General features: G+C 71.7%; 12 protein-coding genes. 3 read left to right on the top strand and 9 right to left on the bottom strand.

Going from position 1 to position 15,232, the window contains the following annotated elements; all coding sequences use genetic code 11:
* Positions 1–3 precede the first annotated feature (3 nt).
* Entirely contained in the window at positions 4–1,872 is a 1,869-nt protein-coding gene (locus tag U8525_RS17325) for a protein kinase (RefSeq protein ID WP_374267015.1), read from the bottom strand.
* A 127-nt stretch (positions 1,873–1,999) separates the two neighbouring features.
* Between U8525_RS17325 and U8525_RS17320 the strand changes: the two genes are divergently transcribed.
* Positions 2,000–3,115, top strand: coding sequence for a protein kinase (locus tag U8525_RS17320; protein ID WP_374267013.1), 1,116 nt, complete (start codon positions 2,000–2,002; stop codon positions 3,113–3,115).
* The gene (locus U8525_RS17315) at positions 3,112–4,053 is read left to right on the top strand and encodes an RluA family pseudouridine synthase (RefSeq protein WP_374267011.1); all 942 of its coding nucleotides are present in this window, start codon (positions 3,112–3,114) and stop codon (positions 4,051–4,053) included. Before U8525_RS17320 ends, U8525_RS17315 begins: the two co-directional genes overlap by 4 nt.
* On the opposite strand, the gene U8525_RS17310 is transcribed toward U8525_RS17315, so the two are convergent.
* Positions 4,050–4,463 (bottom strand): secondary thiamine-phosphate synthase enzyme YjbQ, encoded by a 414-nt coding sequence (locus U8525_RS17310; RefSeq protein ID WP_374267009.1) that lies wholly within the window; start codon positions 4,461–4,463, stop codon positions 4,050–4,052. The genes U8525_RS17315 and U8525_RS17310 overlap by 4 nt on opposite strands.
* A gap of 41 nt (positions 4,464–4,504) precedes the next feature.
* Here U8525_RS17310 and U8525_RS17305 point away from each other — a divergent pair, with 41 nt between their 5' ends.
* A complete protein-coding gene (locus U8525_RS17305) occupies positions 4,505–5,710 on the top strand; it encodes a DNA polymerase IV (RefSeq protein ID WP_374267007.1) in 1,206 nt (401 codons plus the stop codon).
* Between the two features lie 77 nt (positions 5,711–5,787).
* Here U8525_RS17305 and pcnB read toward each other — a convergent pair whose 3' ends face one another.
* The 7 genes from pcnB to U8525_RS17270 all read right to left on the bottom strand — a co-directional run bounded on the left by pcnB (position 5,788) and on the right by U8525_RS17270 (position 15,216).
* Positions 5,788–7,515, bottom strand: a complete 1,728-nt coding sequence (gene pcnB, locus U8525_RS17300) for a polynucleotide adenylyltransferase PcnB (protein ID WP_374267005.1) — start codon at positions 7,513–7,515, stop codon at positions 5,788–5,790.
* 400 nt (positions 7,516–7,915) lie between these two features.
* The gene (locus U8525_RS17295) at positions 7,916–8,962 is read right to left on the bottom strand and encodes a phosphatase domain-containing protein (RefSeq protein ID WP_374267003.1); all 1,047 of its coding nucleotides are present in this window, start codon (positions 8,960–8,962) and stop codon (positions 7,916–7,918) included.
* Positions 8,959–9,993: a phosphate acyltransferase PlsX gene (plsX, locus tag U8525_RS17290; RefSeq protein ID WP_374267001.1), complete on the bottom strand. Its 1,035-nt coding sequence runs from the start codon at positions 9,991–9,993 to the stop codon at positions 8,959–8,961. The genes U8525_RS17295 and plsX overlap by 4 nt, the downstream gene beginning before the upstream one ends.
* Before the next feature lie 10 nt (positions 9,994–10,003).
* Positions 10,004–11,317 (bottom strand): MFS transporter, encoded by a 1,314-nt coding sequence (locus tag U8525_RS17285; RefSeq protein WP_374266999.1) that lies wholly within the window; start codon positions 11,315–11,317, stop codon positions 10,004–10,006.
* A 112-nt stretch (positions 11,318–11,429) separates the two neighbouring features.
* Positions 11,430–13,490 (bottom strand): adventurous gliding motility protein GltC, encoded by a 2,061-nt coding sequence (gene gltC, locus U8525_RS17280; protein ID WP_374266997.1) that lies wholly within the window; start codon positions 13,488–13,490, stop codon positions 11,430–11,432.
* Positions 13,491–13,495: 5 nt separating this feature from the next.
* Positions 13,496–14,392, bottom strand: coding sequence for an outer membrane beta-barrel domain-containing protein (locus U8525_RS17275; protein ID WP_374266995.1), 897 nt, complete (start codon positions 14,390–14,392; stop codon positions 13,496–13,498).
* Positions 14,389–15,216, bottom strand: coding sequence for an outer membrane beta-barrel domain-containing protein (locus U8525_RS17270; RefSeq protein WP_374266993.1), 828 nt, complete (start codon positions 15,214–15,216; stop codon positions 14,389–14,391). Before U8525_RS17270 ends, U8525_RS17275 begins: the two co-directional genes overlap by 4 nt.
* Positions 15,217–15,232 lie beyond the last annotated feature (16 nt).

Raw genomic sequence — 15,232 nt, 5'->3', positions numbered from 1 at the left:
CGCTCACTCCGCCGCGAGGTTGAGCTTGAACACGTTGTCCTGCCCCGCCTTCACCTCGAAGGCGCGCGTCACGTCCTTGCCCAGGTCCTTGTTCACGACGCGCACCTGATGCGAGCCCTCCGTCGCCTCCACGGCGGCGAAGGGCGTCTGCCCCAGGTTCTTGCCGTCCAGGTACACCGTGCCGAACGGACGGACCCGGAACTCCACCCTGCCCTTGGGCAGGGTGCGGCGGGGCGAAAGCACCGTTCGGCGGACGCTCGCGGTGCCCGTGCTGGCCGTCGCGGGCTTCACGGCGACCGCGAGGCGCCGAGCTGGCGACGGAGGCGGCTCCACCTCCACCCCCTGGCCCGCATCGCGCGCCTCCACGGCTTCACCCGGCACGGGCTGCACCTCGGACACGGCGACCGGAGTGCCGCTGTCCGCGCTCGTGGAGGCGGGGGGCACGGGCTCCGCGCGCAGCTCCGGCGCGGGCGGCGGCTGGGGCTCCAGCGGCTTCACGGCACCGTCGTCCTTCCGAGCCACCGGCGTGGACGGACTCACGGGCGCAGGGGACCTCTCCCTCCCGCCCCACAGCGCCAGTCCACCCACGAGCCCAGCCACGCTCACGAACGCCACGGCGCCCACCGCCATCTTCCGGGAGGCACGCGGCGTCGCCGGGGACTTGCCGGACTCCGAAACATCCACCGGTTTGAACCAGGTGGACCGTTCGGGCCGGGGCGCCGGTACCAGGCTCCCCGCCGACGGCGTCGCCGGATCCGTCGCCGCATCGAGCCGGCTCGACGGCACGTCGTTCTCCGACGCCGTCACCGCGGGCGCTTCCATGGATGCCCGCGAGGCCACCGGCTCCCACGCCGTGCCCACCCGGCCGGGCATGGGCGTCGTCACGGCCTCCGCCGCGGGGACCAGCGCCGCCGTCTCCCGCCCCTTCGCGGGCGCGGGCGCCGGAGGCAGCGGCTCCACGCCCTCCATCACCTGCACCACCAGCCGGGCAATCTGGTACGCGCCCACCGGCTCGCCCAGCGACAGCACGAAGCGCTCCAGGTCCGCCTGGAGCGCCCGGCAGTCCGGATACCGGTCCACCCGGTCCTTCGCGAGCGCCCGCTCCAGGATGCGCTGCAACGCGTCCGGCACGTCCAGCCGGCGCCGCGCCACGGGCACGAAGGGCTCGAAGAGGATGGCCTGCATCATGCCCACGTCCGTCGTCGCGTCGAACGGGCGCTTCCCGGTGAGCAGCTCGTAGAGCACGATGCCCAGCGCGTACACGTCCACGCGCCCATCCATGGGCCGGGCCTGGAGCTGCTCCGGCGGCATGTACGCCACCTTGCCCTTCACCACGCCCGTCTGCGTGCGGTGCCCCTGCCCCGCCACCTTCGCGATGCCGAAGTCCACCACCTTCACCGCGCCCTGGCGCGACACCAGCACGTTCTCCGGGCTGATGTCCCGGTGCACCAGCCCCAGCGGCGCCCCCGTCTCCGGGTCCGCCAGCTCGTGCGCGAACGCCAGCCCCTCCGCCGCGGCGGCCACCATCTTCGCGCACACGCCCGCGGGCAGCGGCTGCTTCAGCTCCAGGGAGCGCTTGATGAGCCTGCGCAGCGTGGGCCCGTCGATGAACTCCATCGCCAGGAAGTAGCTGCCGTCCACCTCGCCGAAGTCGAAGATCTGCACCACGTTCGGGTGGTCCAGCCGGGCGGCCAGCTGCGCCTCGCCCAGGAACATCTCCACGAACGCCTCGTCCTCCGCCAGGTGCGGCAGGATGCGCTTGAGCACCAGCGTCTTCTCGAACCCGCGGGGCCCCGCCGCCTTCGCGAGGAACACCTCGGCCATCCCCCCCGAGGCGAGCTTCCGCACCAGCTGGTACTTCCCCAGTTGCATGAGCGGTGAGCTTTCCCATGGATCACCGGAAAAGTGAAATCGTCCAGGGGCCCGGGGTCCGCTGCCGCTCACGCGGTGTTTGCGTGTTTGACCCTGGCATGACGGGATCCGTAGGATCCGCGCTCCCATGCCTCTCAAGGCCATTGGTCCCTACCGCGTGCTGGAGACGCTCGGCAGTGGCGGGGCCGGGACCGTCTATCGGGCCCTGGACCGCCGCAGCAACGACGAGGTCGCGCTGAAGCTCCTGTCGACGGGTCCGTCGCTGGATGACCGCGCGGCCCGGAGGCTCGCGCGCGAGTTCGAGACGCTGGCGGACCTGGCCCACCCCAACGTCGTGAAGGTCTTCGAGGCCGGCGTCCACGCGGGCCAGCCCTACCTGGCCATGGAGCTCATCGAAGGGCTCACGCTGCGCCACTACCTGGACGTGAGCTTCAACGACCTGCACACGCCCACGCCCTCGTCGCGCTTCCCGCTCACCCTCCGCCGCACCGCGGACGACGACTTCGGCAGCGAGGACGGCCCGGACGAGGACGCGGACGACGCCAGCGAGGACGACGGCACCTTCGACCTCAACGCCTTCGCCGAGGAGGCCCCCAGCGAGGACCTGGCCAGCTACCACGGCGCCTCGGAGGACGACCCGGACGCGGACGGGCTGCGCGGGGTGGAGCCGCGCCGCGCGGCCCCGCGCACGCCGCAGCCGCCCGCGCACGCCTCGCCCCCGAGGCTGGCGGACCTCAACCGCCCGGAGCGCATGGGCAAGCTGAAGGACGCCATGCTCCAGGTGTGCGAGGCGCTCGCGTACATCCACGGCCACGGGCTGGTGCACCGCGACCTCAAGCCGTCCAACATCATGGTGGACGACGACCGCCAGGTGCGGCTGATGGACTTCGGCCTGGCCAAGTTCCTCGCCGACGACGCGGGCATCACCGCGGACGGCAAGCTGGTGGGCACCTGGCGGTACATGGCCCCGGAGCAGATCCTCGGGGAGCCGCTGGACGGCCGCGCGGACCTGTACAGCCTGGGCGTCATCCTGTACGAGCTGATGAGCGGGCGTCCGCCGTTCGACGCGAAGACGCCCCACGAGCTGTGGCGTCAGGTGCTGGAGACGGAACCTCCGCCGCTGCTCGCGCTCAACCTGCATGGCGACCCGCAGCTGGCGCGGGTGGCCCATCGCCTCATCCGCAAGGAGCCGGACGACCGGTTCCAGACGGCCGAGGAAGTCTACGAGGCCCTCTCCGAGTGACCACGACGACGACGCACACCCTCACCGTGGACGCCGCGAAGGCGGGCCAGCGGGTGGACCTGTTCGTGGGCGAGGCCCTGGGCCTGTCCCGCGCGCGCCTCAAGCGCCTCTTCGAAGAGGGCCAGGTGCGCGTGGACGGCCGCACCGCGAAGAAGGGGCTCACCGTCACCGCCGGCCAGCAGGTCGCCGTGACGGTGGAGGAGGCCCCGCGCGAGGCCGTGCCCGACGCGGCCCTCCCGCTCGCCGTCCTGCACGAGGACCCCGCCCTGCTCTTCGTGGACAAGCCCGCCGGCCGGCCCTCGCACCCCCTGCAGCCGGGCGAGACGGGCACGGTGGCCAACGCCCTGGTGGCGCGCTTCCCGGAGGTCGCGCAGGCGTCCCAGGACCCGCGCGAGGGCGGCCTGTGCCACCGGCTGGACGTGGAGACGTCCGGCGTCCTCGTGGCGGCCCGCACGCGTGAGGCCTGGACCGCCGTGCGCGAGGCCTTCAGCACCCGCGCGGTGGACAAGCGCTACCTGGCCCTGGTGACGGGCCCGCTGGCGGACGAGGGCGAGGTGGAGGTGCCCCTGCGCCACCACCCGCGCCACCCGGACCGCGTGGAGCCCGCCCCCTACGGCGCCGAGGACGCCCGCGAGGCGCTGTCCCACTTCCAGGTGCTGGCCCGCGCCGGGGACTACAGCCTCGTGGAGGTGAAGATCCTGACGGGCGTGCTGCACCAGGTGCGCGCGCACCTGGCGGGCGTGGGCGCGCCGCTCGTGGGGGACGCGCTCTACGGCGGCCGCGAGGCGCCGGAGCTGGGGCGCTTCTTCCTGCACGCCCGCTCGCTCACCGTGCCGCACCCGGTGACGAAGCAGCCCCTGAAGGTGGAGAGCCCCCTGCCGCCGGACCTGGTGGCGGAGCTTGGGCGCCACGGGCTGTCGTGGCCGGTCGCTCGCTAGTCGCCCATCACCTTGACGATGACGCGCTTGCGGCGCTGGCCGTCGAACTCCGCGTAGAAGACCTGCTGCCACGGGCCCAGGTCGAGCTTGCCGGCGGTGACGGGGAGCAGCACCTGATGGTGGACGAGCATCGACTTCAGGTGGGCGTCGCCGTTGTCCTCGCCGGTGCGGTGGTGGCGGTAGTCCGGGCCGTGGGGCGCCAGGTGCTGGAGCCAGTCCCAGAGGTCCTCGTGGAGGCCGGGCTCGTCGTCGTTGACGAAGACGCCCGCGGTGATGTGCATGGCGGACACCAGCGCCATGCCCTCCTGGATGCCGCTCTTCTTCACCAGGGTGGCCACGGTGTCCGTGAGCCGCACCAGCTCGCGGCGGGCCTTCGTCTCGAACCAGAGGTATTCGGTGAGGGTCTTCATGGCTCGCACTGTCAGAGGGGACCACTAGAGTGACTCACGCCATGCGAGCCATCCTCCACGTGGACATGGACGCCTTCTATGCGTCCGTCGAGCAGCGCGACAACCCGTCCCTGCGGGGCAAGCCGGTCATCGTTGGCGGGCATGCACAGCGCGGCGTGGTGGTGGCCGCGTCCTACGAGGTGCGGCCCTTCGGGGTGCGCAGCGCGATGCCCATGGCGCGCGCGGTGAAGCAGGCGCCGCACGCCATCGTGGTGAAGCCGCGCTTCTCCGCCTACGCGGAGGCCAGCGAGCAGGTGTTCGCCATCTTCGAGCGGTACACGCCGCTGATTGAACCCCTGTCGCTGGACGAGGCCTTCCTGGACGTCACCGCGTCGGTGGGGCTGTTCGGCGCGGCGGCGGACATCGCGAAGCGGATCCGCAAGGAGATCACCCACGAGCTGAACCTGCCGGCGTCCGCGGGCATCGCCACGGCGAAGTTCGTGGCGAAGATCGCCTCCGACCTGGCGAAGCCCAACGGCCAGCGCGAGGTGCGCCCGGAGGAGACGGTGGCGTTCCTCGCCGGGCTGCCGGTGTCGCGGCTGTGGGGCGTGGGGCCCAAGACGGAGGAGGCGATGAAGCGCGCGGGGCTCGTCACCATTGGCGACGTGGCGGCGCGCGACGTGGGCTGGCTGGAGGAGCGCTTCGGCGCGGCGAGCGCGAAGCACCTGTGGGAGCTGTCGCACGGCATCGACGCGCGGGACGTGGTGCCGGACCGGGCGGCCAAGAGCGTGGGCGCGGAGGACACCTTCGACGAGGACCTGACGGGCCCGGAGGCGCTCAAGCCGCACGTGCACGCGCAGGCCCTGCGGGTGGCCCGGCGGCTGCGGCGCGCCGCGCTCAAGGGCCGCGTCGTGCAGCTCAAGCTGAAGTTCGCGGACTTCACGCTCATCACCCGGCGCACCACGCTGCGCGAGGCGACGGACGACGGACAGGTCATCTACCGCGCGGCGCTGGAGCTGCTGGAGCGCGCGCACGAGGGCAAGCCCCTGCGGCTCACCGGCGTGAGCGTGCAGCTGGACGAGGACGAGCCGCAGCTGGGGCTGTTCCCGGCGGCGGCGCCCAGGTCGTCCAAGCTGAACGAGGCGATGGACCGCATCGCGGCCCGCTTCGGCAGCAAGGCCATCACCATGGCGGACATCGCGGGGGCGGAGGCGTCGGATGACGACCAGCACCGCTCCGAGAAGCCCGTGGACAAGCCGAAGCGGTAGCCGGCCTCCGGACGCGACAAGGGCCGGCGCACGCGAGCGCCCCGGCCCGCTCACCGCGCGGGGGGGTCGCCGAGGCGCTACCCCTCGCCCGCGTCGGAGCCGGCGGGGGCGGGACGCTCCGCGCCACCGCCCTCGCTGCTCCCGTTGCCACGGCGGCGGCGACGGCGGCGGCGCTTGCGGCGGGGGCCTTCGGCGTCTCCACCGCCGCTCGCACCGGCGCGCGCGGGCGGCACCTCCCCCGCCTGCCAGGCCTCCAGCGCCTCGCGGCCCTCGCCCGTGGCCTCCACCGTCATCGCGTAGACGGCCAGCGCCTCGTTGAAGAGCGGGTGGCGGCGGAAGGCGCCCGTCTTCTTGCGGCGCTCCCCGGACAGCGTGCGCTGCATCAGGAGCAGCATGCGGCAGCGCTCGGCGATGCGGCGCGGCAGCCGCGCGGACTCCACGAAGCCCGCCAGCAGGTCCTCGATGACGCGCGACACCGACGCGCGGCCGTCGTCCTGCGCGTCCTCCTGCGGCGGCTGCGCGCGGCTGATGGGCACCAGCAACGTCGCCAGCAGGATGGCGTCGTCCAGCACCTCGCCCGCCGACACGCGCCTGTCCAGCGCCTGGGCGAAGGCGTAGAAGGTCTGCTCCCCCTCCTTGCCGTGCTCGCGCAGGTACGCGTCCACGGGCGGCAGGAGGATCTTCAGCGCGTCCAGCGCCGCCAGCAGCTTCAGCGCCGGGGCGGACACGCCGCCGCGGATGAGCCGGAACGTCTCCTCCAGCAGGCGCGCGGGCGCGCAGCGCGGCAGGTCCTCCACCGCGCCCTCCATCGCCGCGTACGTGCGCGACTCGATGTCCAGGTCCAGCTTCGCCGCGAAGCGCACCGCGCGCAGGATGCGCACCGGGTCCTCGCGCATGCGGATCTCCGGGTCGCCAATCGTCCGGATGAAGCGCTCATCCAGGTCGCGCCGGCCGCGCACGTAGTCGATGACCCGGCCTTCGCTCGCGTCGTAGAACAGGCCGTTGATGGTGAAGTCGCGGCGGCGCGCGTCCTGCTGCGCGGTGCCGAAGACGTTGTCGTGGGTGATGAGGAGGTCCTCGCCGCTCTGCCCCTCCTCCGCCCCGGCCGCCGGCTCCAGCTCCGTCGGGTTGGCGCGGAAGGTGGACACCTCCACGATCTTCCCGCCCTTGAAGTAGACGTGCGCCAGCCGGAAGCGCCGGCCGATGAGGCGGCAGTTGCGGAAGATGGCGCGCACCTCGCCCGGGTGGGCGCTGGTGGCCACGTCGAAGTCCTTCGGCTTGCGGCCCAGCAGCAGGTCGCGCACGCAGCCGCCCACCAGGTAGGCCTGGTGGCCGTGCTGGTGCAGCCGCAGCACCACCTTGAGCGCGTCCGGGTCCATCTCGTCCGGGTCGATCTCCGCGGGCTCGCCCGTGCGGGTGGTGGTGGGCGCTTGCAGCTCCGGCTCGTTCGCGGCGGGCTCCGGCTCCGGCTCCAGGATGACGGCCTCGGGCTCCTCGGCTTCGTCACCGGCCTCGGCGGCGGCCTGGGCGTCCTCCGCCTCCGCGGCCTTCAGGGCCTCCGTGGCGCGCTGGATCTCATCGCTGACCTCGGGGGCCGCGTCCTCGGCGTCCTCGGCGTCGTCATCGTCGTCGAACCCGTCGTCCTCCGCCGCGTCCACGGCGTCGGGGGGCTCGGAGGGGGCCTCCTGGGAGGCCAGTCCAGGGGTTTCGTGTTCGCTGGGGCGCTCGGCGGAGTCCGCGAGCACCTGGGCCGCGGTGCGCTCGGTGCGCTCCTCGGAGCCCGTCAGGTCCAGGGGGGAAGACATGGAATGAACCTCGTGCGCGGACCCGGAAGCCTCCGCCGCTGCCGCCTCGAAGGAGGCCTCTCCGCGCGCGTCGTCTCCGGGCGCGGCTGGCAGCGTTCCGCCAGGGGGCGGGGGATGGGTCGGGTCTCGCGTCATTCGCCTCGGAAGGGCAACCGTCTAGCACGCATCCTCCCACCCATGGGGGGCGCGCTTAAGGACATTCTTCAGGGACGTCGGGGGTCCGCCCGGGGTCCCCCTGCCCGCCCTCCGTGCGCCCCGCTGCCCGGGGAAAGGGGCTTCCACTGGATAACACCGGGGCGGGGGGCGGACCTCGCCCGTCACCGGCCCCGCCGCTGGAGGGGTCGCAAGGCAGGCGGGCAGGCACCGGGGGCCAGGACGCGCCCCGGCGCGCGGGAGGCGCTCAGGTCGGCGGCTTCAGCGAGCGCGCCTTGTGGGTCCGGGGCAGCGCGTGGGAGATGAGCGACACGTAGTCCACCGCCTGCACGCGCGGCGGGGGCGGCTGCGTGCCCAGCGCGGCCAGGCGCTTGCTGAACGCGGCCAGGATGTCCGGCACGGGGCGCATGGCGTTGAGCAGCGCGTTGGGCCCCTCCAGCGCCTGGGACAGCGCGATGGCGGCCTGCTGCAGCGGCAGCCCGCGCCGCAGCAGGTCCTGGAACGAGTTCGACAGCGTGATGATGTTGTGACCCGCCGTCTGCACCATCTCCACGGCGATCTTCAGCACCTGCGGCGCCGTGAGGTGGCCGTCCGCCAGCAGCACCAGCGCCGCCTGGAAGTAGTTGAAGATGGGCACCACGCGCGGGCCGTAGGGCGTGAAGTGCGCGGGCGGCGTCAGCTTGTCCAGGTGGATGAAGATGCGCCGCACCGGGTCCGCGATGGGGATCTTCTTCCACGCCTCGTGCACGCGCGCGGCGTCGTCCGGGTACACCCCGCCCGCCTCCAGCACCTGGGCCAGCACGCGCTCGTCCACCCGGCCCGCGATGAGGTCCGCGTAGAGCGAGTAGATGAACGCGTCCGCCTCCGCGTCGTCGCCGAAGAGCACCTCCTCCGCCTCCACCGGCGCGTTGACGCGGCTCTCCAGGATGGCGGGCAGCTTGTAGCCCACCTGCCCGCGCAGGGCCCGGAAGCGCCCGCGCAAGAGGTTGCCCACGTTGTCCTTGAGGACGAACTCGTCCCACTGGACGCCGTCCAGCTTGAGCTTCTCCTCCAGCACCGCGCGCATCTGCTTGGGGCTGCCGGACACGATGCACAGCCGCGAGTCCCCCTGCTCCGCCAGCTCGCGGATGAGGGCGGACGCACCCGGGACGGCGACCTTCTCGTGGGCCTTCTGGAAGGCGGTGCGGAACAGGTCCCGCAGCGACTCGAAGTCCGTCTGGAGGTACGTCTTGTCCAGGTCCCACCGGTAGATGCGGCGCGGGGGACGCGGGTCGATGCGGTCCGGCAGGCTCACTTCGCCAGGCCCTCCTGGATGGCGGTGCCCAGCTCGTTCGCCACCGCCTTGGCGGCCACCTTGCCCGCGTTCGCGATGGCGCGCGCCTTGGAGCGGCCGTGCGCCTTGATGAAGATGCGGTCGAACCCGAGGATGGGCGCGCCCCCGTACTGCTCCCAGTCCGTGATGTCCTTCAGCCGGTCGATGCCGGAGGACAGCATGGCCAGGCCCGCGCGCCAGCGCAGGCTCTCCTTGTAGGCGTACTGGGCCAGCTCCATCACCGTGTCGTGCACGCCCTCCAGCATCTTCAGGCACACGTTGCCCACGAAGCCGTCGGTGACGATCACGTCCACCGTGCCGCGCGGGATGTCGATGCCCTCCACGTTCCCCATGAAGTTGAGCCCCGGCATCTGCGACAGCCGCTGGTGCGCCTCCACCACGCGCGGCGGGCCCTTCTGGGGCTCGATGCCGTTCGACAGGAGCGCCACCTTGGGCCGGTCGTTGCGGGAGATGATGCGCGCGTAGGCGCTCCCCATGACGGCGAACGCCACCAGGTCCTCCGCGGTGGCCTCCACCGTGGCGCCCACGTCGAGGATGAGGCTGAACGGGTCGTGCTTCGCGCCGCGCACGCCCCGCGTGGGGTACACCGTGGCCAGGGCCGCGCGGCGCACGCCGGGGATCAGCTGGAAGTGGCGCTTGCACGCGAGCACGCCCGCGCCCGTGTTGCCCGCGGAGACGAGCGCGTGCGCCTCGCCCTCGGCCACCAGCCGGGCGGCCACCGCGACGGAGGACTCGGGCTTGCGGGCCAGCGCCTCGCCGGGCTTCTCGTCCATGCCCACGTAGTCGCCCGCGTGGTGCACGGAGATGCGCTCCCCGTTGTGCTTGATGCCCGCCAGGGCCTCGTCGATGACCGGCCGGTCCCCCACGAGCAGCGCGTGGATGTGCGGAGACTCCAGCGAGAGCTGGGCGGCGCCTCGCACCACCTCCGCCGGGCCGTGATCGCTCCCCATCACGTCGAACGCGATGGTGATGTGCTGCGGCTTGCCCACCATGGTCCCCATCCTATGAGCTTTGCTCCGCGCCCGCCCCCGACATTCGCACCTGTGTCACCAGGGACAGTGCCAAAAGTCCACCCACCGCCACCAGCACCGCGCCCGTCCCGTAGGGAGCCGCCGGGCCCAGCCGGGTGAAGAGCAGCCCGCCCAGCGCGGGCCCCACGATGCGGCCCAGCGAGCCGGACGCCTGGTACGCCCCCAGCACCGCCCCCTGCCGCTCCATGGGCGCGTGCAGCGACACCAGCGCGGACAGGCACGGCGTCACCAGCGCGGAGCCCACCGCCAGCAGGCCCATCACCGGGAACAGCCACCCGTACGACGGCGCCACGGGCAGCAGCGCCAGCCCCGCCGCCGTCAGCCCGAAGCCCACCACGGCCACCGGGGCCTCCCGCCCTCCCCTGCCCTCCGGGGCGCCGGGCGCGGCCGGACGCGACGCGCCAGGGCCCGCCGCCACCAGCCGGCGCACCAGCCCGCCCTGCACCAGCGCGGACAGCACGCCCACCACCGCGAAGAGCGCCCCGGAGCGCAGGCTCGCCTCCTTGAGCACGCTCGCGTCCGGATGCAGCGCGTGCACCAGCCACCCGCCCTCCAGCGGCACCGGCCCCGAGGAGAGGAAGCGCGTCAGCAGGTACACGGAGAAGGTGCCCTCCATCTGCGCGAAGGCCACCGTGTAGAGGAGCACCAGCACCACGCACCGGCCCACGACAGGCAGCGTCAACGCGGCGGCGGCGCCCCGCATGCTGCGCGTCGCCGCGGACGGCGAGTCCGCCTTGCGCGTCTCCGGCAGGAAGCACCAGGTGTTGAGCAGGTTCAGCGCGGACAGCCCCGCCGCGAACAGGCCGATGGCCAGGTTGCCGCCCCACGCCCCCAGCACACCGCCCAGCGCGGGCCCCAGCACGAAGCCCAGGCCGAACGCCGCGCCGATGACGCCCATGCCCCGCGCGCGCTCGTGCGGCCGGGTGATGTCCGCCACCACCGCCTGCGCCGTGGACACGTTGCCCCCGGACACCCCGTCGATGACGCGCGACAGGAACAAGAGGGGCAGCGTGTGCGCGAAGGCGAAGAGCACGTAGCCCACCAGCGAGCCCACCTGCGACACCAGCAGCACCGGCCGCCGGCCGAACCTGTCGGACAGCCGCCCCATCACGGGCGCCGCCACCAGCTGCATCAGCGAGTACACCGCGACGAGCAGCCCCACCGCGAAGGGAGAAGCGCCAAAGCGCACGCCGTACACGCCCAGCTGCGGAATCAGGATGCCGAACCCGATGAGGTCCAGGACGGCGATGCCGAACACCACCCGCAGCGACGCCTCCCGAGCCAACTTCGCACTCCCTCGTCCCCCCGCGAGGGACCGTTGAAAAAACAAAGACCGCCGGAGCGCGCGTGCGGGCGCTCCGGCGGCCGGGTAGAATCCCACTCTCGGCGCGAGGCGTCTACATCGCCTCGGCGGACTGGATCTGACGGTTGGCCGTGTCGCGCTCGATGCAGCCCTTGGTCATCGTGTACTGGTACGTGCCCAGCTCGTCGCGCCAGTACTCGCCCTCGTAGGGCCAGTAGAGCTGATCGTCCGCCACCGCCACGGAGTACTTGTACTTCTTGACGATGGCCGTGCGGCCGCCCGCCTTGAGCTGCTCCTCCAGGAACTCCTTCTCCTTGGTGGTGGTCTCGAACTTGATGCGCAGGCCGTTGGCGAGCAGCAGCTTGAGCGCGCCCAGCTCCGTCTCCAGCTTGCCCTTGGCCATGATGCCGGCCTTGGAGATGAGGCTGGTGCGCTGGACCTTGAGCTCCTCCAGCAGCTGCTTGGTCAGCTCCGAGTACTTGAACGTGTCGCCCTTGTTGGAGAACAGGTCCATCTCCCCCTCGAGCTCCAGGATGGAGTCGTTGGTCTTCTTCAGGTCCTGATCCGTGAGGGCCAGCCGGAGGATGCGCTCCAGGATGATGTCCGTGCCGTTCTTCTCCAGGCCCTCCTTGTTCTTCTTCTGCACGTCCGCGAGCACCGTGTAGTACTCGGAGGCGTCCATGTTCTTCTTCACGAGCGAGTCCAGCTCGTCGTGCACGGGCAGGTAGGTGCGCTCGAAGTCCTGGAGGATGAGGTTGGACTCCCGGTAGCGGCAGTTCTCGTAATAGATGACCGCCTTGAGGATGAGCGCCTCCGGGAAGTACTCCTCGCGGAAGAAGGGCGACGACAGGGTGATGAGGTTGCCCAGCGCCTGCTCGTACTGACCGATGCGGTAGTTGGCCCAGGAGGACTCGAAGAGGGCCTCCAGCCACTGCGTGTTCCCGCGCTCCACCTTGTTCAGGTAGAAGATGGAGAAGCGGTTCTGCTGCATGCCGTAGTGCGTGCGGGCCAACTGCATGAAGGCCAGCTCGCGCAGCGACTTGTCCAGCTTCGCCGCTTCACCGGTGCGGCCCGGCATGGGGCGGGTGAGGCGCACCACCTCCTTCATCGCCTCGAGCGACGCGAGCACGTCCGTGTTGCCGCGCTTGCTCGCCGCGTCCTTGTTGCGCGTGCCGTTGCGGAAGAAGGCCAGGCCCTCCAGGTACTTCGCGCGCGGGTAGAACGGATCCGTGCGCGGGATGGTGAGCGCCAGGCGCTTCACCTCCTCGAAGGACTTGTCCGCGTTCTCCACCTGGCCCACCTGGTCCAGCGCGCGGCCACGCACGAAGTGGTAGCGCGCCAGCAGGTAGCGGAACTCGTTCCGGAACTTCTCCGGGAACTCGTAGTTCGCGTACCGGGCGATCTCATCCAGGATGACCGTCTCGTTCTGCGTCTTGCGGCTGATGAAGAACAGCCACTCCAGGCTCGTCTTGAAGAACTTCGTGGACGGGCCCGCGGCGAGGATCTTGGAGAACTCGCCCAGCGACGAGTGGTACAGCCCCATGCGGTAGAGCGACTTGGCCAGCACGTAGCGCGCCTCCACGTGCAGGCCCTGGAGCTTGGGGTCGCCCAACAGCTCGTGGGCCGCCATGGCGGACTTCTCGTACTCGTCGTTCTTGAACAGGCTGATGGCCGCGTCCAGGCGCTGGCGGTCCGCCGTCTTGCCGGACACGTCCACCGCGTCGAACGTCATCGTGGGCGCGGGCGGCTTGTCGTTGTCGCCCGTGAGGTCCAGGCCCAGGCCCAGGCCGGAGCTGCCCTGGGGCGCGGGCTTCGAGGCGGGCGCGACCGGGGCTGGGGGCGTGGCCGCCGGCGCGGGCGTCGTCACGGCCGCGGGCGGCGTGGCGGGGTTGCCCACGGGCGCGGGCGCGCTGGTGGCGGAGGAGGACGCCTCCGTGTCCGGGTCCGCGTCCTCGGCCGGGGCCGCCGCCTTGCCCTTGCCGTGCCTGGCGGTCGGCTTCTTCTTCTTCGAGGAGGCCTTGGAGGAGGCCCCCTTCTTCTTCTTCTTCGACTGGCCCGCCAGGTCCAGCCCTTCGAAGGACTGGGCCAGCGTGGGGGCCGTGTACGCGAGCGTGAGCCCGAGGACGGCGAGGCGGAGGAACCGGTGGGTGCGCATGAGTCTCAGGAACCGGAGGGGAAGAAGAAGGACAGGCCCAGCTCGAACAGGATCTGGTTGCGGAGGTAGTTGGGCGTGGGGTCGCGGCCCTTCTCCACGTAGATGAGGTCGCGCAGCTCCGTGCGCAGCGTCATCCAGCGGTTGAAGAAGAAGCGCAGGCCGACGCCCACGTTGCCGCCGCCCGTGAGGTACGACTTGCTGCCCGCGACCGGCGTGCCGTCCGTCTGCGACGTCGCCGGGCCCTTGTACTGGACGACGGACGCGCCCACGACGCCGTACATGTCGAAGTGGACGAACTTCTCCGCCAGCAGCGACAGCTTGCCGTAGATGGGCGCCCACTGGACGTCCACGCCGCCCATGAGCGTCATCTGGCCGGGCGCGTACCCGTCCAGCTCGCCCTTGCTGGGCGCGCGGCAGCCGCGGGTGTCGCCGCCCTCGCCCGGCGTGAAGGTGCAGATCTGCGCGGAGCCCGCCACGGAGTTCAGCGCGTAGCCACCGCGGAGGCCCACGCCCAGGGTCTCCATGGGGAAGTAGGTGAGCGTTCCGCCGAAGAGGTACTTCTTGAAGAACGCGTCGCGGATGGTGATGGACGCGGACGGGCTCAGCTCGAAGCGGCCCTTCTTGAGGAACATGTGGCCGGACACCGGCCGGATGCGCTCGCGAAGGGGCCCCAGGGCGTCCTTGTCGACCTCGGACACGTCGCCGGCCTCCTCCTCCTGGGAGGTGGTGGGCGGGTTCGAGTTGGCCGCGGTCTTCGGAGCCGGGGTCACCGGCGCCGGCGCCGGCGTGGCCGGAGCGGGCGCGGCGGCGGCCGGAGCGGGCGCGGGGGCCTGGTCGTCGGCGGCGGCGAGCGCGGGCACGCCCGCGCACAGGGTCAGGAGCAGACGGACGGCGGGCTTCATTCGGACTCCCTCCCCGTCGACTTGAGGGGCAGGAAGATGGAGATGCCCGCGTTGAGGGTCATGACGTTCTGGATGGCGCCCTTGCTGCTGCCCAGGGGCTGGTCCACATAGGAGGTGTTGATCAGGGCCACGTTGACGGCCAGGTAGTCCTTGGTGACGAAGCGCATGCCCAGGCCCAGGTCGAAGGCCGGGTTGAGCCCGCGGTCGGGCAGCGCGGAGGTCTCCGTCCTCACCACGCCCATGCCGCCCAGCAGGTAGCCGTCGAAGTGGAGGATGGAGTTGAGGAAGGAGACCTTGCCGTAGAGCGGCGCCCACTCCAGGTCACCCATGGCGGACCAGGTGGGCACGGAGTTGTAGATCTTCGCGTTGAACGTGCGCTTCGCCGTGCGGACGTCATCCGACGGGAGCACCTGGATCAACGACCCGCGCGCGGAGATGGCCAGCGTGTCCGACAGGTACCAAGCCGCCCGGAGCGAGCCGCCGAACTTCGAATAGAACGGGTCGTTCACGGAGATGCTCACGAACGGTGAGATCTCCAGGCGGTTCTTCTTCAGGTAGACCTTGCGCTGCACGCTCTTCACCCGGTCGTCCTGGGTGATGTCCGTGAGCGGCATCAGCGCCTCAACCGGGACGTCCTTGGCCGGCGTGGCGGCAGGCGGAGTCGCGGGGCGGGCTTCCTCGTCCGGCGGCGGCGCGGGGTTCGCTTCGGGAGGCTTGGCCTGGGAGTCCTCGGTGAGATCGAGGCCCATGCCTTCCTGGGTCTGGGCGGGGGCCAGCGCGGGCCACATCAGGCTCAGCGCAAGCAGCAGCGTGGGGCGGTTCAAGTCCGGGCGCTCCGTG

The organism is Corallococcus sp. RDP092CA (assembly GCF_041903675.1).
In the GTDB taxonomy this organism is placed as follows: Bacteria; Myxococcota; Myxococcia; order Myxococcales; family Myxococcaceae; genus Corallococcus.
This window is presented reverse-complemented; position numbering and strand designations above follow the sequence as displayed.